This is a genomic window from uncultured Sulfitobacter sp., assembly GCF_947499945.1.
Lineage (GTDB): Bacteria > Pseudomonadota > Alphaproteobacteria > Rhodobacterales > Rhodobacteraceae > Sulfitobacter.
Window position 1 is genome coordinate 666,287 of the sequence record NZ_CANMQD010000002.1, and the last position, 21,276, is coordinate 687,562.

The window sequence follows — 21,276 nt, forward strand, 5'->3', positions numbered from 1 at the left end:
TGTCACAAGGGATGCAGGGCTGCGCAGAGTGGCCGTGATAGATGTCTGAATTCTGTGCGGGGGTGGGTTTTTATGCCCCGCGCAGGACTAGATAACGGCGAATTTGCGCGGTCAAAATATATCTGACAATTTTTGTCGGAAACATTGCATCTTGTTTTGAAATAGTATCTGAGTGTTTCTGTAAACAACTCTGATAGGTAAAACTATGAAACGTTCTTTGACCATTTTGACCGCTACGATGACCACTGCATTAGTCGCAATTGGGCCTGCGACTGCTTTCGCTGAGGGCGAACTGAACCTCTACTCTTCACGTCACTATGACACGGATGAGCGTCTTTATTCGGACTTCACGCAGGCCACTGGCATCAAGATCAACCGCATTGAAGGCAAAGCAGATGAGTTGATCGCGCGGATGAGCGCCGAGGGGGCGAACTCGCCCGCAGATATCTTGTTGACGGTCGACACATCGCGCCTTGAGCGTGCTAAAGAAGTCGGGGTCCTCCAGTCGATCGAAAGTGATATCCTCGAAGAGCGCATACCAGCAAACTTGCAGGATTCCGATAATCAATGGTTCGGCTTTAGCCAGCGTGCGCGGATCATCTTCTATGACAAAACCGATGTGGCCAACCCGCCGCAGGATTATGTTTCCCTCGCTGATCCAGTCTATAAGGGCTTGGTTTGCCACCGCTCGTCTTCGAATGTCTACTCCCAGACCCTTCTGGCTGCGGTGATTGAAAACCACGGCGCAGAGGCGGCAAAGACATGGGCGCAGGGTGTTGTCGATAACTTTGCACGTGATCCCGAAGGTGGCGATACTGACCAGCTGCGGGGTATTGTATCGGGTCAGTGCGATATCTCGATTGCCAACACATACTACTTTGCCCGTTCCGTCCGGACAGAAGTGAGCGGCCTTCCCGAAGACGCGCGGGCAAACATCGGATGGGTTTTCCCTGCCCAGAATGCAGAGGGCGCACATATGAATTTGTCAGGTGGCGGTGTCGCAGCGCATGCCCCGAACAAGGAGAACGCCATCCTGTTCATGGAATATCTCGCAGGCGATCAGGCCCAGCAGTATTTTTCGGCAGGAAACGACGAATATCCCGCCGTACCCGGTGTCTCCCTCAGCCCCTCAGTCGCGTCATTGGGGCTGTTTCGTCCCGACGCGGTTGATCTGAGTAAAGTGGCCAAGAACGTGGCCGCCGCGCAAAAGATTTTCAACGAAGTTGGCTGGAAGTAACTGCCAAAGAAAGTATTGCTGCGGGCGGGGTACCTCTGCCCGTAGCTACTCCCGTACAGGCGGTCTGCCTGCGGCGGGCAGCGGTCCTAGCGCGCAATCGGTAACGTCAGTGTAGCGCTGAAACCGCGTTTCTTGCCAACGCAGGGCGAGGCCAGCTCCAGCGTGCTGCCTGACTGCTTGCAAAGTTCCCGAACAATTGAGAGGCCAAGGCCGAACCCCTCCGAGCTGGCAGCATTTCTGACAAACCGCTGTTTGATCTTCTCCAGTGCGTCAGGAGCCAATGCGGCGCAGTCGTTTGACACTACGATGCGGCCTTTCGTGCTGGCATCCACCTGCATTGGTGTGTTCCCTGTGGCGTGTTTAAGCGCATTTTCAAACAGGTTGTTCAGCATGATACCGATGGCATCAGGGTCGACTGCACTTTTCCACTCTCCTTCTGGCGCCGCCATGACAAGCCTCTCAGGAGAGGGTACGCGGTCGCGAAGCTCGCGCATCAGCAGGTTGATCACAGGTGCGATGTCGGCCGGTGTAGCGGCAGTTCCCAGTCCTGATTGCGCACGTGACATTTGCAGCAATCTCTCGATGAGGCGGGTCAGACGTTTGAGCCCTTGTTCGATTTCCAAAGCGCTTTCGGAGGTGACGGGATCGGACAGTTTGGCCCGCAACCGCTGGACATGTGCCAGACTTATCGCGACGGGCGTGCGCAACTCATGCGCGGCATTGGTGGCAAAGGCCCGCTCTGCTATCAGCGTGGCATCCAGCCGACCCATCAGTGCGTCGATCTTGTCTATCGCTGGCTCGATCTCGGTAAAGGTGTTTTTGCGGTCAACGGGGGACAGATCGTGCGCGTTTTTGCTTCCGATTTCTGCACTCAGATCTACAATCACATCAGAAGTCCGACGCACAGCGCGATATGCGGCAAAGGCCACGAACAGGCCAAGTAGGACAAAACCTGTGCTCACACCGATCAACACGTCTCTGATCGCCTCGTTCCGCTCTATCATGGGGACGGCAGTTACGACGCTCAATCGGGTGTCCGCTCTACTCACGTCAGCGATGCGGTAGCCAAGGTCGGTGATAATGCCGCCCTGAACCCGCGCCGCCAAGAGCGTATCATCCGCGCCGATTGACCGCGCGATCACATCATCATCCGCATCAAGTATCCAGAACGCGCTTTGTTCGTCAGGCTCCATCAGAGCAGGTTCAAACGCCAGCGGGTTCATGGTACTTTGTTGGGCCGAGGCACTGGCATTCGGGTTTCGGGCTTCGAAGACTTGCAACAACAAATGGGCTTTACTGATCAGGCTGAGGTCTTGCAGCTCGTCATATTCTTCTTTGACGAGGCTATGGACGATCAATACCCCAAGGACAGCCGCGACAATCCCCGGCAAAAGCAGAGACTTGAACAGAGTGTTAAGCAGGCTGGTGGTGGGTTTTCTCATGGGTGCAGCATATAACCGATGCCGCGATGGGTGACGATCAGATCTTTTCCGAGCTTGGCGCGCAGGCGGCTGATATGGGCCTCGATCGCATTGCTTTCGACTTCGTCCCCGAAGGCATAGACAGCAGCCTCAAGGCTTTCTTTCGGAACGATCTTGGATTTGCGGCGCAAGAGCACTTCAAGAATGCTCCACTCTTTTGCGGTCAGGCGGACAGGATTTCCTGCGCGGGTCACGCTATGGTCTTCAAACTTAATGCTCAGATCGCGCACTACTGTTGTCTGGGTCATCTGGTCCGCGCTGCGGCGGCAGACTGTGTGGATACGTGCCTTCACTTCGTCCAGATCAAAGGGTTTGATGACGTAATCATCCGCCCCGCGGTTCAAGCCGTCAATCCTGTCTGAGACTTTGTCCCGCGCGGTCAGAATGATCACTGGTGTGCGGATATGTTGGTCGCGCAGCGTGCTCAGGAAGGTGAGGCCGTCGCCATCAGGCAGTTGCAGATCCAGCAACACCACATCGTATTCAAGCGTGGCAATTGCGCTGTGCGCTTCGTCCAGCGTTGTAAACCACTCAACAATATGGCGATCCGCCTCCAGATGTTCGCGCAAGGGACGGGCCAGTCCTGCCTCGTCTTCAATCAGCAAAATGCGCATGGGCGGGTCGGAGCCTTTGGATGGAATTGAATAGCATCATATAACAAATGCGGCGGGATGCCAGATATACGCGATGCGCGGCTGTTATGGTGTAGGCTATTGACACAGGGCGCAATCATCCATTCACCACCGCACGAAACACCACGCTGCCGATAAACAACGCGTTCGCGCCAAGCAGACACATGGTGGCCAGGGAGCCGAGGTCTTTTGCATCGCGGGCAAATTCCTCCCAATCAGGAGCGAGGTGATCGACGATGCATTCAATCGCTGTGTTCAGCGCTTCGGTTGCGACCAGCACCAAGAACAAGATCAGCAAGATGCAGTAATCACCGATGCGGGCGCCGGCCAAAGCGAGAATGGCGATGCTGATTGGCAGGGCCACTGTGATATGGCGAAACGCGGTTTCCTGCCACAGACGCCGGACCCCGCCAATGGAGTACCCTGCGGCGGCAAAAATATGGGCGATGCCGGTGATGCGGGCAGGTTTTTGGCGGATGTCCAAGGGAGGAATGCTCAATTTCTGGCTACCTTCTGGTTGTTTCGGCAGGACGCAAACAGATCAAGGTCGGGGTTGCGCACATCAGTTTGAATATCCAACATACCAAGCAGGGAGTGGAATAGATTGTCGTGGGACAATGGGCTGTCCGCTTTTGCGGTGAGGCAGTTCTGGCTAAGCGTAAACTGGTCTTGGAAAGTCTGCGACATCCACAAGATCATCGGTACTTTGATCTGGTTTTCGGGAGCCATAAAGTAAGGTGAGCCGTGCAGATAGAGCCCCCCTTCGCCCAAAGATTCCCCATGATCAGAGATATACAGAAGTGCTGTCGAAAGCTGGTCTTGATCCTCGAGGAAGGCGATTGTCTGTGCCAGTATCGCGTCCGTATAGGCGATGGTGTTGTCATAGGCATTGGTGATTTCTTCTTGTGTGCAGTTCTTAAACTCTGCCGTGCGACAGGCGGGTTTGAATTTCTCGAACTCTTCGGGATAGCGTAAATAATAAGTCGGTCCGTGGCTGCCGATCTGGTGCAGGACCAGAACCGTATCTTGAGTAATCGCGCCAGCATATTCTTTCAGCGCCTGCATAAAGACGCCATCCATACATTCACCCGCTGCGCAAAGTTCGGGGTCGTCAGTGTGGGTGAGGGAGCGAGTGATCACGCGCGCAGCAATGCCTTTGTCGCCAGTGTTATTGTCCCACCATTCAACGTGAAGGCCCGCATGATCCAGCACGTCCAGAACGCTCTGATGCGAAATCCCTTTCTGATAGGAGTACTCCTCCCGCGTGAAACTGGAGAACATGCAGGGCAGCGATGTGGCTGTCGCAGTCCCGCAGGAGGTAACATCTGTAAAGCTGATGACAGGCAAGTTGGCCAGCTCAGGATTGGTGTCAACTGTATAGCCATTCAAGCTGAAGTTCTGGGCGCGTGCGGTTTCTCCGGCAACGATGATGGTCAAAACAGGCTTGCGGTTTGCGCTGTAAGCTATGCCCTGAACGGCATCCTCACCCACGGGTGCCACGACTACATTTACCGAGCCCGCCATCATCTTCGCATAGCGGACTGCACCGACAACGGGTGCGCCGGGTTGAAAGCTGCTCATGAAATCTTTGCGCTCGCGCAGGATGGACGAGTAGGATTTGAGGTCTGACATCAACAAACCCGCCGCGAGCGCGAGGCTCATTGCAACTGTGAGCACGGGGAGCGCAAATGTTCGAAGTCTGCCCGGTGTTTTGACCTTTATGCAGGCAATCGTACTCGCGGGAAGCAGGCCAAAGGCAACGATTTGGGTCATAAAACCAGATGTGAAAAGGTGTTTTGACTCAGTCACTGTTGTGACCATGACATTCTGGATCATGTCGCGGTCTATGATCACGCCCAGTGTATCCATATAGTAAGACGTTACCGAACTCAGAATAACCATGAAGATGAGAAAAGGTTTGACCAAACAAGGAAAGCTGAAGGTGGAGAAGAAGGCAAACGTGAGGAAAAACACGGCCAGAATATAACTTGCAAAAGACAAGGGATGTCCTGCAAATACTTCTGCTCCGATTGACCAGAACGTGGCGTTCATTGTTGCGAAAATATACAAGATCGTGAGGGCAGTTAACCCGATTGGCGCGAGGGGATAGGCCTCCCGCAGAGTATAGAAGCGGCTTTTAATATCGGTAAAACGGGTCATCGCGACGCTCTTTGCTACTGTTTCAGCGCCTTTCACCACGGCAACCTTACGCGAACCTTACGGTTGACCTTGAGCGAGATATTGAGGTCAGAAATGAGGTTAAAGAATTTGAAAAATTGTGCAGCGCAGTAAGGTCTTGCGAAAATTTTACCGGTGCAAAGGTTTGAATTCGGGGGATTTCATGAGGCGTGTATACATTGCATCAAAATATTTGCGGAAATTGGCCAAGATTCCATTTGATTTTTGTAATATTGTATACAATTCTGGATTGATAGCGTGCCTGTACCTTTCTCGTGTAACTTTTGGAACATATTATGCCGAGCCGAAGCCTCAGCCAGTTGGACCGCGCCCTTAGGGGGTTGCGCTCGCTCGTTCTGAGTGGAGAATATGTGGGGGGTCAGCGCTTGTCCGAAGTTGCGATGGCTGCACAGTTGGGCCTGTCGCGCACGCCGCTTAGGCAGGCGATGGACCGTTTAGTGGCCGAAGGCCTGTTGGAGCGGATCGAGACGGGCGGGTGCCGCGTCGCCTCCTTCACCAAGGATGATATTTCTGATGCTATCGAGATGCGCGGCGTTATTGAAGGCACGGCCGCGCGGCTTGCAGCAGAGCGAGGAGTGGATGCCGCCTTGCTTGCGCAAGCCGGTGCTATTCTGGACAGAATTGACCAAGCATTGGCAGCGCCTGACGGTTTGGATTTTGACCGCTATGTCACCCAAAACGCCGCCTTTCACGACTTGCTCGCAAAGTTTCCCAACAGTCCCATCGTCGCGCGGGAGATACAGCGGATGAGCTTGCTGCCGCTTGCCTCGCCTTCGGCATTCCTTAGCGATCAGGCAATGATCCCAGATTTCCAGGAATCTCTTCGCTATGCCCAACGCCAGCACCGCGCCATCCTTGAGGCAGTTACCGCAGGAGAAGGCGCGCGAGCAGAAGCACTCACCCGCGAGCATGCGCGTCTTGCCTTGATCAACTTTAACCACCTGAACAAGAGCCGCCCGATGTTAACGCGTAATGTTCCGGGGCTGGCGCTGGTTGCGTCGGATTGAGAATAGGATTCTGAAATGACGGCTGTGCCAGTAGATACCCAGATTACCATTCCTGATTTGGTGCGTGATCCCTATCCAATCTATCAACGGTTGAGGGCCGACCATCCTGTGATCAAGGTGGCATCCGTAGGACGTATTCTGCTTACCAAGGCCGAGGATACAAAATGGGTGAAGGACGATCCCGAGATTTTCAGCTCCGATGATCCCAACACCCCGATGAAGCGGGCCTTCCTCGCCCATACCCTGATGCGCAAAGACGGGGCCGAGCATATGCGCGAGCGGATGGCGATGGCCTCCGCCTACAGCGCCAAAAACATCACCCAATACTGGATGCCGCTTTATGAAAAGATCGCGGATGAATTTGTGGCAGGCCTGCCAAAGGGAGAGACTGTGGACTTGTTCCCAACATTGGCGGGACCCTTCGCGGCGCGCTGTTTAGCACAGCTGTTGGGGCTGCCAGACGCCAGTGACGATGACATGCAGCGCTGGTCGCAAACCCTGATTGACGGGGCGGGTAATTTCGGTTGGGACCCCGCCTTGTTCGAGGACAGTGACCGCGCGAATGCCGAAATGGACGCCTACATGGATCAGGTCATCCCCCGCCATCTCGCGGAGCCGAACCCCAGCGCACTTTGTGCAATGGTCACGGCGGATGATCCCATCGCGTTGAGCCAGATCCGCTCAAACATCAAAATCGCGATTGGCGGTGGATTGAACGAGCCGCGCGATGCGCTGCTTACGATCCTTTACGGTCTTCTGACCAACCCCGAGCAACGTGACCATGTGGTGCGAGAGAGCGCATGGGGCGATGCCTTCGACGAAGGGGTGCGTTGGGTCGCACCCATTCAGGTCAGCTCACGTCTGGTGACCGAAGACACAGAGATCAGAGGCCTTAGAGTCCCTAAGGGCGAGACGGTCATGACGGTACAAGCATCCGCAAATCATGACGAGGATATCTGGCCAGACGGGCATCTGTTTGACGCCACGCGCAGCAAACGCCCCCATCAAGCCTTTGGCAACGGGCCGCATTTTTGTCAGGGTAAACATATCGCGCGGCGCATGCTGGCAGATATCTTGCTGCCACGACTGTTTGACCGTTTTCCCGACATGACCTTGCAGGAGCCTTCGCTGGTGCGTTTCAGTGGCTTTGGCTTTCGGGGGGCGCTGAATTTTCCTGTAACACTTAAATAACACCAACAATCTGGGAGGATTGATATGATTGGACTATTGAAAAAGACGGCGATGCTCACATCGCTTTTGGCCCTGTCGGCATCAGGGGCGTGGGCGCAGGATGTCACGCTGAAACTGCACCAGTTATTGCCCATGCAGGCGACCATCCCTGCAAAAGCGATCGAGCCATGGATCAAGAAGGTGCAAGAAGAATCGGGCGGACGCATAAAGATTGAGCACTTCCCCTCCATGCAACTTGGGGGCGCACCGCCAGAACTTTATGATCAAGCTGTAGACGGGATTGCCGATATCACATGGACGGTCATCGGCTATACCCCCGGTCGTTTCCCCAAAACTGAAGCGTTTGAGCTGCCCTTTATGGTTGGCGATAGCGCATCTTCGTCCAAGGCTTTTCATGAATACGTCATCGCCAACGGCATGGAAGAGTTTAGTGACACGCATCCGATTGTCCTGCATACCCACGGCCCCGGCTGGATCCATAGCAACATCAACGTCGAGACCCTCGACGATATGGAAGGGCAAAAGCTGCGCGGACCGACGCGTGTGACCACACAGTTCCTTGGTAAATTGGGGGCGACTGCTGTTGGCATGCCAGTTCCTGCTGTACCTGAATCGCTGTCCAAAGGTGTTGTTGATGGAGCCATCATCCCGTGGGAAGTCACCCTGCCGCTACGCATCAGCGAGCTGACCGAGTTTCATTCCGGTTTTGCGTCCCAGCCAGGTCTCTATACTGCCACCTTTATTATGACGATGAACAAGGACAGCTATGCCGCCCTGCCTGATGATTTGAAAGCCGTCGTGGATGCCAACTCAGGTCCCGAAGTTTCAGCCCTATTTGGCGCAGCGATGGATGCTGCTGATATCGTGGGCCGTCAAGTCGCAACGGATGCAGGCAACACGATCACAGAACTCGACGCGGAGAAGGATCGCTGGATCGAAGTGGGCGATCAGGTAACTGCAGACTGGATCGTGGAAATGGATGCAAAGGGACTAGACGGTGCCGCGCTGGTTCAAAGTGCAAAAGACTTTATCGCGGCGAACGCGAATTGACTTGGGCCTGAATTATGAAGGGTCGGGCATCCCAGCGGTGTCCGACTCTTACGTTTCTAACGACACTGATCAGTGTCACGCATTGCGAAGCGCCTACCTAAAAGATGGAAATTGAGCAAATATGAACCGCGCTCTAAATGGCGAAAAACTGGACCTTGATCTGCGCACTGGTCTGCCTGATGCTCTGCGCGTTTTGCTGGATGAATATCCACGTGCCGGCTGGGAGGCGCATGCGGGGTATGATGGTTTGATCCGGTTCTGGTTGGACCGTCACATGATGTTTCGCCGCATATTGGAGCGGATGCAAACCCAGACTGAGGGGACGTTGGACGGTCATATCGATCCCGGTCTGTTCCGCCAACAAATCGCGGAACTCGGGTCCACATTTGTACAGGAATTGCGCGGTCATCACGGAATTGAAGACGCGCATTACTTTCCGGTCTTAAGCGGTAAAGACGTCCGCATCGCACGTGGGTTTGCACTCCTTGACCACGATCATCATGCACTTGACGTTCGCATTAGCGCCTTTGTGACGCGGGCAAACGGTGCGCTCTATGCGAAAGCGGCGGGGGAACCTGCAATTGGTTTGTTGCATGAAAACCTATTGGAATTGAACAAAACACTTGACCGCCATCTTGTGGATGAAGAGGAGATCGTCGTCCCGGTCATCCTTAAATATGGCGCTGGAGGACTGGCTTAGGGTCGGGACCTACTCAGTGTTTTGATGCGGTCTTGTCGTCATGGTACGTCATTCCCAATGCCTCGGCAGGATCATGAGCCGTCACTATTGATTGACCGACGGACAGATAACGCGGCCTGATCTGAATCTCCTCGAAAGACGACGTAGCGCAGGTATTGAGTGGTAAAATCTTCTTCAACTGCAATGATTTACGCTATCGCTAAGCATCTACTGCTCGTACTTGGCAGTATAATGCTCTGCAACCGGACCACGACAAGTGGCCTACCGGCACGTGAGGAGTGCTTGTGGTTGTAGGCCTCGATTTTCGATCTCTGCCTCGGCCTTTGATCCAGCTTCTCAGGTCAGCAGCTTTCAACCAACAATTTTTCATTTAAAGACAAAGTATGCGTCCAGCTTCTGTGGAGGGGATCGCAAGTTCCCATGCTGTCAGTGCCTCATCTCCCCTCAAAAATTCGGTGAGGTTATCATGGCGGGTGTCGAGGATGTGGTCACACGGCGTCAGCTCCCGCCGCGCTGTTCGTTGCAAACATTGACGCGATCAGCGTGTTTAAAGCCGCCTATACCGACAAACGTGACCTGAAATGCGCTTGTGCCGGTGACGACGGCAAAGTGCCGCTTGGCTTTGTGTCCCTTACCGAAAATCTCATGATGGTTGGTATGGCGATCTGGATGCATACCTTTTCCCCAGTTTGAAAGGTTTTTCAAAAGACAAGTCGTTCAATGTGAGGGAGAACCTTTGGCGAGGGCAATATGATGGGCGCGGTGGTGATCTCCTGTAGCCATCAAGCCGAAAAAGCCGAGAGCTTTGATCTGTTGCGCCTGCGCTTCGGTCTGTGCGGTGACGGTCCATGTAATTGCTTCATCGCTGAGATGGACCTCTGAGGTCCAACCAGTTTCAGCGGCCAGCACGGTACCATGCGCAGGTACCATCCGAGAGGCAGCTTCGCCTGCGCGCCCGCTCCGTGACACCTGCATTTCAATGCCGTTCGGGGTAACGTCCGTCAATACGGTGGCACTGCTGGTCAACACGCTCATGTCGACTAGGTGGGTCCGCAAAGCATCGATGTCGACACGGCTCCAATCGGTCTCCGGATCTTGGCCGAGTATCTGCACAATCTCGGCGATTGCTGCAAAAGTTGCATCGCCACGCTCGGTCGGCAGTGTCGAGCCAGATTGAGTGGAGCCATGACCCGTATGTCCGGCATGCTGGCCAAACGCTGCGCTGGTCATGCTGAATGTGAGGAGTAGGGCGGCGCAGACATGCGGGATGATTTTCATGGGGGTTCCTTTTGGATTTCATCCAGAGGATAGCATTCGAAGCAAGTCACCTATATGATCATGATCATGTCATCCTTGAATTTCTTTAACGATTTACTGGCCCGCTGCGGGGCTGCCACCGCAAAGCAGGTGGCGTTGCAGGCAGGTGAGGCGTTGTTTCACCAAGGCGACGCGCCTATCGGGCTGATCCTTGTCGAGAGCGGGGAGCTTGAGCTTGTGCGCTGGACGCAACGCGGGGGTGGGGTGCGCATCCATACTGCCAAACAGGGCCAGACCTTTGCCGAAGCATCTCTCTTTGCAGAGACTTGCCATTGTGACGCTGTCGCCAGGGTTGCTTCCGGGGTCTGCATTTTGCCGAAAGTGGAAGTCTTGGCGGCGTTTGCGTCAGAGCCGGACCTGTCAAACCGGTTTTCTGCGTATCTGGCGCAATCGTTGATGGCGACGCGACGCATGCTGGAATTGCGCGCCATGAGGCCGCTGGGCGAGGGGATGCTGGCACGGTTGGCGGAAGTGGTGAAAGCGGATGGCGCACTGCCAAAAGAGGTGACGCTGCTGTCTTTGGCCGATGATCTGGGCGTGACGGGCCCCGCACTCTACCGTGCTTTGACGCAGCTTGAAAAGGACGGGCGTGTCATTCGGCCTGCACGTGGGCGGGTTCAACTGGTGAGATAGCGAACTGTTGCTTTGATCCGGACCTCACGAATTTCTGACTTGAAAGTGTGGCTGATCGGTTGCATGACTTTTTCATGAGCAACGCAATCCATCATTCGCATATCAGAACGGCCTTTCGGCCGCTGGGCTTTGTGCTCTTGATTTGCGTTATGGTGTTTCAGTTTGTTGCTCCCGCGGTTGCAGCGCCCGTCGCTGCTTCCACGACTGAGCATCACATGACTATGGATCACAGCGATATGGCGCATGCCGGCGCTGGTGAGATGGATCACGATATGGCTACAATGGATGCGCAACACCAAGGTGCTGCGCATTGCTTGGCCTTCATGTGCTGCTTTCACGAGAATTCAGCGCCTTTCAAGCTGATTGCCTCGGACGTTTTGCTTCCCAGTGACAGAGGCATTGAACAGGCACTGATCCTGCCATCGCACCTGCGCATATCAAAAGACCGCCCTCCACAATACATCTGATCGATTGTCGGTGCGCGCCCCTCATTGGGGTTGCGTGATTGTTATTGATTGGAAACGGCTGTGCGCGTTGCGCAGTCGGGGTCGAGGTGACCATGCGTGGACGATATTCAGCCCTGAGTGTGCTTGCACTCTGCGCGGGCGTTGGTGGCGGTGTTTTTCTGGAGCGGTTGTATCTCAATCCGTCGGATATGACAGCAAATAACGGACCTGAAATCCTCTATTGGGTGGCCCCGATGGATGCGAATTTTCGCCAGCCCGGACCGGGGAAATCACCGATGGGGATGGACCTGATCCCTGTCATGGCGGGTCAAGAACCCTCAGGTGATCCGTCCGAAGTCATGCTCTCGGCCGCAGAGATCAACGCCATTGGTGTGCGCACGGCGATTGCACAAACCGCCGAGATATCGGGTCGGATCGAGACGGTAGGTTTTGTCGGTTATGACGAGCATCTGACAAGTCATGTCCACACCCGCGTCGATGGATGGATTGAAGAGCTGAATGTACGTGCGGTTGGGGACCCCGTGCGCAAGGGCGATGTCCTGTTCGAGATGTTCAGCCAAGTGATCGGCTCATCCTCGTTTGATTTGCTGCGCGCCATTGAGGCAGGGGATAAACGGATCATCGATGCCGCACGGGGCAAGCTGCGCAGCCACGGCATGTCCGACGCACAGATTACCCGCATAGAGAAAAGCGGCAAGATCGCCCGCAACATCGAAGTAATTGCCCCGCAAAACGGTGTTGTCACAGCGCTTGAAGCCGCCGATGGTATGTTTCTTCAGCCTGGTGTGCGGGCCGTCTCGCTGACTGATCTCAGCGCTGTCTGGCTTATCGTTGATGTGTTCGAGCGTGATATTGCACGCATGACCGATGACATGCGCGCGGTCGCAACGTTCGAGCATCTGAATGGACATACTTTTGAGGGCGTCATCGACTACGTCTATCCCGCATTGGATGCGCAGACGCGAACGCTGCCCGTGCGATTGCGGTTTGATAACAGTGATGGGCTTTTGCGCCCCAATATGTTCGGCAACGTCAGCCTGATCCCAAACCAGACACGGATGGCGCTTACCGTGCCAACTGAGGCGATCATTCGCACCGGCACGGCAGAGCGGATTATTCTCAAGACAGGTGAGGGCACTTTCAAACCGCGCCTGATCACCACAGGCCTGCGCGATAGTTTTGGCGGCGGTGGGCGCACTGAAGTCGTTCAAGGTCTTGCTCCGGGCGAGGAAGTTGTGGCCTCCGCACAGTTTCTGATCGATAGCGAGAGTGCGCTGAGCGCTGGTTTGATGCGGATGGCCCCGACTGATGAGGCACCAGCACGCGGAACAGGTGAGCTGTTGGCGCTCGATCCCGAAACGCGCATGGCCACGATCCGGCATGCAGCGCTTGAGACGCTGGACTGGCCTGCGATGACATCCCGCTTTGCGCTGCGCCGCGATATCGCGCTGAAACGGTTGGAGATTGGCCAGCAGGTCGCATTTCGTGCTTCGCGCGGCGCGGACGGTTTGCTGAGCCTGATTGAACTTGGTTCTGACGACGGGATCGCCGCGACGGGCAAAGGCAAGGTTCTAGCAGTCACCGCAGACGGCAAGCTCACCATGGAACATGACCCGATCCCTGAACTCGGCTGGCCTGCGATGCAGATGGACATGGATGTAGCCGGTATTGACGTAGCCGATGTGGCATTGGACCAGCCCTTGGAGTTTGACCTGACCAAGGGGGAGGACGGCTTGTTCACCATCGTCGCTTTGCGCGGTGAAGGTGTGAAGGCAGAGATGCCTGCCGCCGAACCGATGGCTCCAGAATCTAACGCCATCATCCCGCCAATCATCGTGTCAGGCACTATTGATGCTCTGGACGTTGCGACAGGCATAGCCACGATCACCCATGGTCCGATGATGGAGATTGGTATGCCCGGAATGACGATGGGCTTTGCTCTGCAGGATACTTTGGATCCCGAAACGCTCATCATGGGTGAAGAGATGATGCTGACCTTTGCGCGCCCTGACGGGATGACGATGCTGCTTGCGGTGGCTGAGCCTGTGGTTCCTCCAATGGAAGTGTCCGGCACGATCAACGCAATCGACCCTGAAACGGGTATGGCCAATATCACCCATGGCCCGATGATGGAGATCGGGATGCCGGGGATGACGATGGATTTCGCGGTTGACCCCACAATAGATCCTAAATCTTTGCCTGTGGGTGAGGAGGTTGTGCTTCAACTGCACCGCAACCCCGACTTCTCAATGACGCTGGTCGGGACCGCAAAAGCGGCGGAGGTCGGACAATGATCGCTGCCATTATTCGCGGCTCGATTGCCAACCGGATCATCATTCTTGCGCTGGCGATGATGATGGCGGTGACGGGCATCTGGGCGATCCGCACAACGCCAGTAGATGCGATCCCCGATCTGTCGGATGTGCAGGTGATCGTGCGCACGCCCTATGCAGGCCAAGCGCCGCAGGTCGTCGAGGATCAGGTCACCTATCCTATCGCTACCGCAATGCTGGCCGTGCCGGGCGCCAGTGATGTGCGTGGTTTTTCCTTTTTTGGGGATAGCTATGTCTATGTGGTTTTTGAGGATGGCACTGATCTTTATTGGGCGCGAACGCGGGTGCTGGAATACCTTGGACAGATCACGGCGAACTTGCCTGAAGGTGTTTCTCCTCAGCTTGGGCCGGACGCGACTGGCGTCGGCTGGATTTACCAATATGCCCTGATCGACCGCACGGGTGGTCATGATCTGGCGCAGCTGCGCACGATCCAAGACTGGTTTCTTAAATACGAATTGCAGACCGTCGATGGTGTGTCCGAGGTCGCCACGATCGGCGGCATGGTCAAACAGTATCAGGTCGTGGTCGATCCCAACAAATTGCGCGCTTATGACATCACGCTGGCGCAAATTCAGGCCGCCATTCAGGGCGCCAACCGCGAGACAGGCGGCAGTGTGATCGAGATGGGCGAGGCCGAGTTTATGGTCCGCTCGACAGGTTATGTGGACGAGATCGCCGATCTGGCGAAAGCGCCGCTGATGGTCAACGAGCGTGGTGCAGCGATTACGCTTGGCGATGTGGCCGACATCCGGCTGGGGCCGGAAATGCGGCGTGGCGTTGGTGAACTTGATGGCGAGGGTGATGCCGTAGGCGGCGTGGTTATCCTGCGCTGGGGCGGCAATGCGTTGTCGACGATCAAGGCGATCGAGACGCGGATCGACGAGCTGCGCCAGAGCCTGCCCGAGGGCGTCGAGATCGTGACGACCTATAACCGCGCGGGCGTGATCGAGCGGGCCATCGACAACCTTCAAAAGAAGCTGACCGAAGAATTTATCGTCGTCATTCTGGTTTGTGCCGCGTTCTTGCTGCACGTCCGCTCTTCGTTGGTGATCCTGCTGTCGCTGCCGCTAGGTATCTTCGCGGCGTTTATCATCATGAAGCTGCAAGGCGTGAACGCCAATATCATGTCGCTGGGCGGCATCGCCATTGCCATTGGCGCAATGGTGGATGCGGCGATTGTGATGATCGAGGCGATGCACCGAAGGCTGGAGAAGGAAACTCTCACCAACAAGAACCGTTGGCGAATTGTCACGGAATGTTGTTTGGAGGTGGGCCCTGCGCTCTTCTTCTCCCTCGCAATTATCGCGGTGAGTTTCCTGCCTGTGTTTGTGCTGGAAAGTCAGGAGGGCCGGTTGTTTAAACCGCTCGCCTTCACCAAGACCTATGCCATGGCCGCCGCTGCGATCCTGTCGATCACGCTGGTGCCTGTGCTCATGGGCTATTTCGTGCGCGGCCGCATCGTGCCGGAGCATCGCAACCCGCTCAACCGCTTGGTGATCTTTATCTACCGCCCGTTCCTTGACGCTGCCGTCGCATGGCCTTGGGCCACCACGATGCTCGCGGGCTTGCTGGTTGCCTCAATGTGGTGGCCGCTGCAACGCATCGGAAGCGAGTTCATGCCGGAGCTGAACGAGGGCGACTTCCTATATATGCCGTCGCTCTATCCTGGCGTGTCCATCGGCAAAGCGCGTGAAGTGTTGCAACAGACTGACCGTCTGATCGCCACAGTGCCCGAAGTGCTGACGGTGCACGGCAAGCTGGGGCGTGCCGATACGGCGACGGATCCCGCACCGCTCACGATGATCGAGACGACGATCCAACTCAAACCCGAGGCCGACTGGCGCGAGGGGATGACCATGGACGACATCCGCGCAGAGCTTGACCGTGTGGTGCAAATCCCCGGTGTCACGAACGTCTGGATCCAACCGATCAAGAACCGCATCGATATGCTGGCCACGGGTATCAAAACGCCTGTGGGGGTCAAAATATCTGGCGCTGACCTGCGCGTGATTGAACAAATCGGCATTGAGGTGGAGCGGATTGCAGGCGGGATTGAGGGCACGACCTCCGCCTATGCCGAACGCCCCATTGGCGGGCGGTTTATCGAGATCAATCCAGACCGCGAGGCCGCTGCGCGGTATATGATGAGCGTGCGCGACATTCAGGATGTGGTGCAGACGGCCATCGGCGGCATGCAAGTCTCGGAATCCGTCGAAGGTCTCGAGCGGTTCCCGATCAACTTGCGCTATCCACAGGATTGGCGCGACAGCCCCGAACGACTGCGCGATCTGCCTGTGGTGACGCCCTCTGGCGCACATATTCCGCTGGGCACGCTGGCCGAGATCAAGGTGGTCGACGGACCGGGCATGATCCGCTCCGAGAATGCACGGCGCACGGGGTTCGTGTTCATCGATATCGCAGGCCGCGATCTGGGCGGCTATGTCGAGGAGGCACGCGCGGCTGTGGCGGAACAAGTGGTTTTGCCTGCGGGTTATTCGATCACATGGTCGGGACAATATGAATATATCCAGCGGATGCAGGAGCGGCTTAAACTGGTGGCTCCTGCGACACTGCTTATCATCACGTTGATGCTGTTCATGGCGTTCAACCGTGTGATTGAAGTGGGCATCATCCTTGCCGCACTGCCTGTGGCATTGGCAGGGGGCGTTTGGTTCTTGTGGTATCTCAGCTTTGATATCTCCGTGGCTGTGCTGGTGGGGTTTATCGCCCTTGCGGGTGTGGCGGTCGAGACGGCGATTGTCATGCTGCTCTACCTCAACCTCGCATGGGACAAGCGCCGCAAACAGGCTGCTGCCGAGCGGCGGGAGATGACGCCGCTGGATGTGGAAGAGGTCGTCTTTGTGGGTGCTCTGCTGCGCGTGCGGCCTAAGGTTATGACTGTCGCCACCATCTTCGCGGGCCTCATCCCCATCATGTACGGCACCGGAACTGGCTCCGAAATCATGCAACGGATCGCCGCCCCTATGGTGGGCGGAATGGCCACTGCGACCCTGCTCACACTTTTTGTTATTCCATCGATCTTCGTGATCTGGAAGCGGCTCGCCCTCAAAAGGGTCAACCGCGCCATGCTGCACCCCGAAGAGGGGGGCGCAGCGCCACAGCCTGCCGAATAATCAACCCAACCTTAAAGGACGACTTATGAAAACTCTCTCCCTTGCACTCTGTGTTCTGGCTCTTAACGCACCGCTCACCATGGCACAGACGACCCACTCCAGCACGGACCATTCAACGATGGACCATTCAAACATGACGATGAGCGCAGAGAAGATGGAAGGCGCTGTGCATACCAAAGCTATCGTAAACAGCTTTGGCGGCGGCACCGCAAATGTCAGCCATGAACCTATCCCCGACATCGGCTGGCCTGCGATGACGATGGACCTGACTCTGCTGCCAGACGCCAAGATGATGGGCGAAGTTGCACAAGGGGATGCCGTCACCCTCATGCTGATCAAGGGCGACGACGGCATGTATGCAATTGGCGCGATCATGCCTGAATAAGCAGTGAATGGGGCCGGAGGCGGCGTCTCTGGCCCGGACATCACGCGGCAGCACAGAAGGAGCCATAACGATGCGTAAAATAATATCTCTCGCGGCCATCAGCCTGTTGATCATCGGCGGTTGGTGGATCTTCCTGAAGCCTCAGGACGTTGCTGAGCAATCGAACACTACGGAAGGTGCCGCGATGGTTGAGGTCGTCCTTCCCGCCAGTTTTACCCCGCAGGAACAGATGGGCGAGACTGCCTTCAACGCAAAATGCGCAGCCTGTCATGGTATCAATGGCGCAGGTCAGGACGGTATAGCGCCACCCCTGATCCACAAAATCTACGAGCCGAGCCATCACGGCGACATGTCGTTTCAACTGGCCGCGATGAACGGCGTGCGCGCGCACCACTGGCCCTTTGGGAACATGCCTGCCGTCGAGGGGGTCACCCCCTCTGACATCACAAACATCACAGCCTACGTCCGCGCAATCCAGCGTGCCAATGGCATCAATTAAGGGGTATCTAATATGAACAGGAAAATGATCTGGGTTGCACTCTTCACGCTGGCGCTTGGGATTGGCCAAGCTGCGGCGCATTCGAAAAAAGAGATGACGCAGCCTCTGAATGGTGCCGTCCTTGAGGCGTCGCCCGAAACGATTGCGATGACATTTGATATGCCGCTGCGCGTGACGCTGATCATGCTTACGGATCAGGACAACGTAACCCACGAGGTGATCCGCACCGATAATATGCAACCCATATCGGAATTCAGTGCAGCCGTTCCGAAGTTACCAGCAGGTCACTATTCTGTAGCGTGGCGCGGGTTGGCGGATGACGGGCATCCAATGCAGGGGGCGTTCAGCTTTGAAGTGTCCGAGTAACCCGCCATGCTGAACGAAATAGCCTCCGCTGATGCCCTCACATGGCTTTCCATCTGCGTTAAGGCGCTGGTCTATGCAACCTCGCTGACAGCAGCGGGGAGTGCCTTATGCATTATCTTCCTACGTGCTCTTCCAGCGTCCGAGGTGATTGTGCTCAAACGGTTCGCAGTATGGCTGGCACTTGCCGCTGCGGTTTTGTCGCTTGTCCGCATACCCCTGCGCGCGGGTTTCCTGATGGGCGGCACATGGCAGGGGGCAACAGACCCGATGATCCTCGGCATGGTGGCGCAGAGCCCCTTGGGAACAAGTATGGCGGTGCGTCTGACCGGTCTTGCATTGATCCTCATGCTGCTTTTATCCGTCCGCACAGGCAGGGTCGCAGCGGGTCTCGGTGTGCTCCTTGTTGCCGTCTCATTCGTGCTGCGGGGCCACGCACTGCAAGAGCCGCGGCTTCTGCTGGGTGCGTTGATCACCGTACACCTGCTTGGGCTGGCCTTCTGGATCGGAGCGTTTGTGCCTTTATATCGCGCGGCTAGAATGGATCACGGAGGGCGGCTCGCCCATGAGTTCGGGCGCAAAGCAGTTTATGTCGTGGCCAGTCTTACAGTCGCAGGCGGCATCGCTCTTGGGCTCTTTATCGGCAATCCCATTACCGCGGCATTTACGTCTTACGGACAGTTTTTTCTTCTGAAGCTGACCGCCTTTTTGGCAATCATCACTCTCGCCGCGTGGAACAAAATGCAACTCACTCCCGCTTTGCTCCGCGGTGATATCGATGCTCGTGACAGGTTGCAAATGTCCATCAGGTGGGAGGTGGGTCTCGTGCTCTGGATTCTTTTCACAACTGCTATGCTGACTGTAGTCAGCGCACCGGTGGCCCTTTAGCGGACTATAATGGTTTCTCTGGCTACTATAAGCCGAGCTTACCATTTGTTGGCGCGTCAGATATTCGAATCCCAGAATACTTTTGCAGTATACGGAAAAAAACCTTTGCACGTGGTTCGGGAGCTGATTTTTTCAGTGCTTTTGTCACGATACTCAAGTATCCGCGACTTGTCGCTTATACGGACACCTACGCTGAGTGTCAGGTGTACAAAAATCTTGATTCCCATTTGACGATATTCTGATGCGATATGGTTCAGCAGAGATGGTATCTGATCTTTTTCAAAGAGTGAGACGCCCTTCGTCGATATCATTTGGGTGTACCGAGAAAAGTTCGGCAAGCGCATTGAGTTTGTCAGCGGGGCGGCGAATGCGGCCGCCGTGTTATCTGTTGAAAGTGTTCCAACTCAAACCTGCGCGGCGAGCGAGTTCTGCCTGAACAAGCCCCGATTTCTTTGTGAGTGTTCGTCGTCAGGGTTTTTGGAACCAATGGCAGCTTAAATTAGGAGAGTGTCCGGCTCATCTGGTTTGTTTCATTATGCGGCGCATTGTCTGTGATGCAAGCGTCGCGTTTCGAGCGTCTTTCGTTTGATCCTTTCCCGTTGTTTCAGGATGGCTTTGTCACGTCCGAAGTAGACGTCCGACGGCGTGACGTTATTCAAGCTCTCATGATATCGTTGGTGGATGTAGTGATCGACGAAGGCTTCAATTTGGGCTTCGAGATCACCCGGTAGAAAGTAATTTTCCAGCAGGATGCGGTTCTTCAAGATTTGGTGCCAACGCTCGATCTTGCCTTGTGTTTGGGGATGATACGGCGCTCCGCGAGAATGCTTCATTCCCTTGTCTTGTAACCATTTAGCGAGATCACCAGAGACGTAGCTGGAGCCGTTGTCGCTGAGCAGTCGAGGCTTATGTACGACGTGGACCTGATCACAGCCTGAAGCCTGCAGCGCCAGTTCCAGTGTGTCGGTGACATCCTCCGCCCGCATGTTCGTACAGAGCTTCCATCCCTCTCGGGACATTGCTGCGCAATACCCTGTCGGGCAGTGGAGATGATGTACTGGCTGTAATCGTCCAAGATCGTACTGAGATAAAACCAGCTCCAGCCCAAAACCTTGAGATAAGTGAAGTCCGTCTCCATCAAAGCCAGCTTGATTACTTTGCGCCGCACCTCATCCGGAATGCGGTTCTAGACATGCTTTGGCTTGGGAGATTGATCCTGCAGCCCAGCTTCGCCTCGCTGCAGATACCGGTCGTACCACCGATAAAACGTGGTGCGGGGGATGCCGAGCTTGGCCAGTGTTTGACGTGCAGACAGGTGGCCTTCTTCAACCAACCGAATGATCTCCAACTTCTCCGATGCAGGATACCTCATTCGTGGTCGCCCCCACCGTCGAACATGCTTTTTTTAAGCAGGCCGAGTTCCAGCGTTTGTTCGGCCACCGTTTCCTTCAAATCACGGGCTTCTCGGCGCAAATCTTTGACCTCGTCTGTGTTTGCAGCACGCGCCGTATCTCCCGCCGGACGCCGCTTGCCAGCTTCCATGAAGTCCTTGGACCATTTGTAATAGATGCCTTGAGATATCCCTTCACGGCGGCACAGCTCAGCGATGCTGTCCTCGCCGCGCAGGCCATCCAGCACGATGCGGATCTTCTCTTCAGACGAATAATGTTTGCGGGTCGCTCGTTTGATGTCTTTGACGATCTTCTCGCCAGGACTTTTGCGTGTTCCAGTTGTCTGTCTCATCTTCCACTCCTCAG

18 protein-coding genes and 2 pseudogenes are annotated in these 21,276 nt (G+C 55.7%); 14 read left to right on the forward strand and 6 right to left on the reverse strand.

All coding sequences use genetic code 11. From position 1 onward, the window contains the following. Positions 1–238 precede the first annotated feature (238 nt). Positions 239–1,237, forward strand: a complete 999-nt coding sequence (locus Q0775_RS13400) for an extracellular solute-binding protein (protein ID WP_298861823.1) — start codon at positions 239–241, stop codon at positions 1,235–1,237. A gap of 86 nt (positions 1,238–1,323) precedes the next feature. Here Q0775_RS13400 and Q0775_RS13405 read toward each other — a convergent pair whose 3' ends face one another. The 4 genes from Q0775_RS13405 to Q0775_RS13420 form a co-directional block, all read right to left on the reverse strand. Next, complete coding sequence (locus Q0775_RS13405) at positions 1,324–2,679, reverse strand: HAMP domain-containing sensor histidine kinase (RefSeq protein WP_298861660.1); 1,356 nt, start codon at positions 2,677–2,679, stop codon at positions 1,324–1,326. Next, complete coding sequence (locus Q0775_RS13410) at positions 2,676–3,332, reverse strand: response regulator transcription factor (RefSeq protein ID WP_298861662.1); 657 nt, start codon at positions 3,330–3,332, stop codon at positions 2,676–2,678. Before Q0775_RS13410 ends, Q0775_RS13405 begins: the two co-directional genes overlap by 4 nt. Before the next feature lie 115 nt (positions 3,333–3,447). After that, positions 3,448–3,849, reverse strand: a complete 402-nt coding sequence (locus tag Q0775_RS13415; RefSeq protein ID WP_298861666.1) for a diacylglycerol kinase — start codon at positions 3,847–3,849, stop codon at positions 3,448–3,450. Continuing rightward, positions 3,846–5,510 (reverse strand): phosphoethanolamine--lipid A transferase, encoded by a 1,665-nt coding sequence (locus Q0775_RS13420; protein WP_298861669.1) that lies wholly within the window; start codon positions 5,508–5,510, stop codon positions 3,846–3,848. The genes Q0775_RS13415 and Q0775_RS13420 overlap by 4 nt, the downstream gene beginning before the upstream one ends. Positions 5,511–5,824: 314 nt before the next feature. Between Q0775_RS13420 and Q0775_RS13425 the strand changes: the two genes are divergently transcribed. From Q0775_RS13425 to Q0775_RS13445, 5 genes and pseudogenes are all read left to right on the forward strand, one after another. Beyond that, positions 5,825–6,556, forward strand: coding sequence for a GntR family transcriptional regulator (locus Q0775_RS13425; RefSeq protein ID WP_298861672.1), 732 nt, complete (start codon positions 5,825–5,827; stop codon positions 6,554–6,556). Positions 6,557–6,571: 15 nt separating this feature from the next. Beyond that, positions 6,572–7,747, forward strand: coding sequence for a cytochrome P450 (locus Q0775_RS13430; RefSeq protein WP_298861675.1), 1,176 nt, complete (start codon positions 6,572–6,574; stop codon positions 7,745–7,747). A 24-nt stretch (positions 7,748–7,771) separates the two neighbouring features. Beyond that, a complete protein-coding gene (locus Q0775_RS13435; RefSeq protein WP_298861678.1) occupies positions 7,772–8,797 on the forward strand; it encodes a TRAP transporter substrate-binding protein in 1,026 nt (341 codons plus the stop codon). A gap of 121 nt (positions 8,798–8,918) precedes the next feature. Continuing rightward, positions 8,919–9,497, forward strand: a complete 579-nt coding sequence (locus Q0775_RS13440) for a hemerythrin domain-containing protein (RefSeq protein WP_298861682.1) — start codon at positions 8,919–8,921, stop codon at positions 9,495–9,497. Between the two features lie 498 nt (positions 9,498–9,995). Beyond that, positions 9,996–10,190 (forward strand): annotated as a pseudogene (locus Q0775_RS13445) (glutaredoxin); the annotation flags it as partial. A gap of 24 nt (positions 10,191–10,214) precedes the next feature. Here Q0775_RS13445 and Q0775_RS13450 read toward each other — a convergent pair. Further along, positions 10,215–10,775, reverse strand: coding sequence for a hypothetical protein (locus Q0775_RS13450; RefSeq protein WP_298861685.1), 561 nt, complete (start codon positions 10,773–10,775; stop codon positions 10,215–10,217). Positions 10,776–10,841: 66 nt separating this feature from the next. Here Q0775_RS13450 and Q0775_RS13455 point away from each other — a divergent pair, with 66 nt between their 5' ends. The 8 genes from Q0775_RS13455 to Q0775_RS13490 all read left to right on the forward strand — a co-directional run bounded on the left by Q0775_RS13455 (position 10,842) and on the right by Q0775_RS13490 (position 19,519). Further along, entirely contained in the window at positions 10,842–11,447 is a 606-nt protein-coding gene (locus Q0775_RS13455) for a Crp/Fnr family transcriptional regulator (RefSeq protein WP_298861688.1), read from the forward strand. Between the two features lie 149 nt (positions 11,448–11,596). Next, positions 11,597–11,914, forward strand: coding sequence for a hypothetical protein (locus tag Q0775_RS19990; RefSeq protein ID WP_366863642.1), 318 nt, complete (start codon positions 11,597–11,599; stop codon positions 11,912–11,914). Positions 11,915–12,006: 92 nt separating this feature from the next. Further along, the gene (locus Q0775_RS13465) at positions 12,007–14,208 is read left to right on the forward strand and encodes an efflux RND transporter periplasmic adaptor subunit (RefSeq protein WP_298861694.1); all 2,202 of its coding nucleotides are present in this window, start codon (positions 12,007–12,009) and stop codon (positions 14,206–14,208) included. Next, positions 14,205–17,384 carry a CusA/CzcA family heavy metal efflux RND transporter gene (locus tag Q0775_RS13470; RefSeq protein WP_298861697.1) on the forward strand — a complete coding sequence of 1,060 codons (3,180 nt, stop codon included), beginning with the start codon at positions 14,205–14,207 and terminating at the stop codon, positions 17,382–17,384. The genes Q0775_RS13465 and Q0775_RS13470 overlap by 4 nt, the downstream gene beginning before the upstream one ends. Positions 17,385–17,409: 25 nt before the next feature. Next, positions 17,410–17,769 carry a copper-binding protein gene (locus Q0775_RS13475; RefSeq protein ID WP_298861700.1) on the forward strand — a complete coding sequence of 120 codons (360 nt, stop codon included), beginning with the start codon at positions 17,410–17,412 and terminating at the stop codon, positions 17,767–17,769. 70 nt (positions 17,770–17,839) lie between these two features. Further along, positions 17,840–18,268, forward strand: a complete 429-nt coding sequence (locus Q0775_RS13480; RefSeq protein WP_298861703.1) for a cytochrome c — start codon at positions 17,840–17,842, stop codon at positions 18,266–18,268. A 12-nt stretch (positions 18,269–18,280) separates the two neighbouring features. Continuing rightward, positions 18,281–18,634 (forward strand): copper resistance CopC family protein, encoded by a 354-nt coding sequence (locus tag Q0775_RS13485; protein ID WP_298861706.1) that lies wholly within the window; start codon positions 18,281–18,283, stop codon positions 18,632–18,634. 6 nt (positions 18,635–18,640) lie between these two features. Beyond that, positions 18,641–19,519, forward strand: a complete 879-nt coding sequence (locus tag Q0775_RS13490; protein WP_298861707.1) for a CopD family protein — start codon at positions 18,641–18,643, stop codon at positions 19,517–19,519. Positions 19,520–20,052: 533 nt separating this feature from the next. Here Q0775_RS13490 and Q0775_RS13495 read toward each other — a convergent pair. Then, positions 20,053–21,262, reverse strand: a pseudogene (locus tag Q0775_RS13495) (helix-turn-helix domain-containing protein). Between the last annotated feature and the right edge of the window lie 14 nt (positions 21,263–21,276).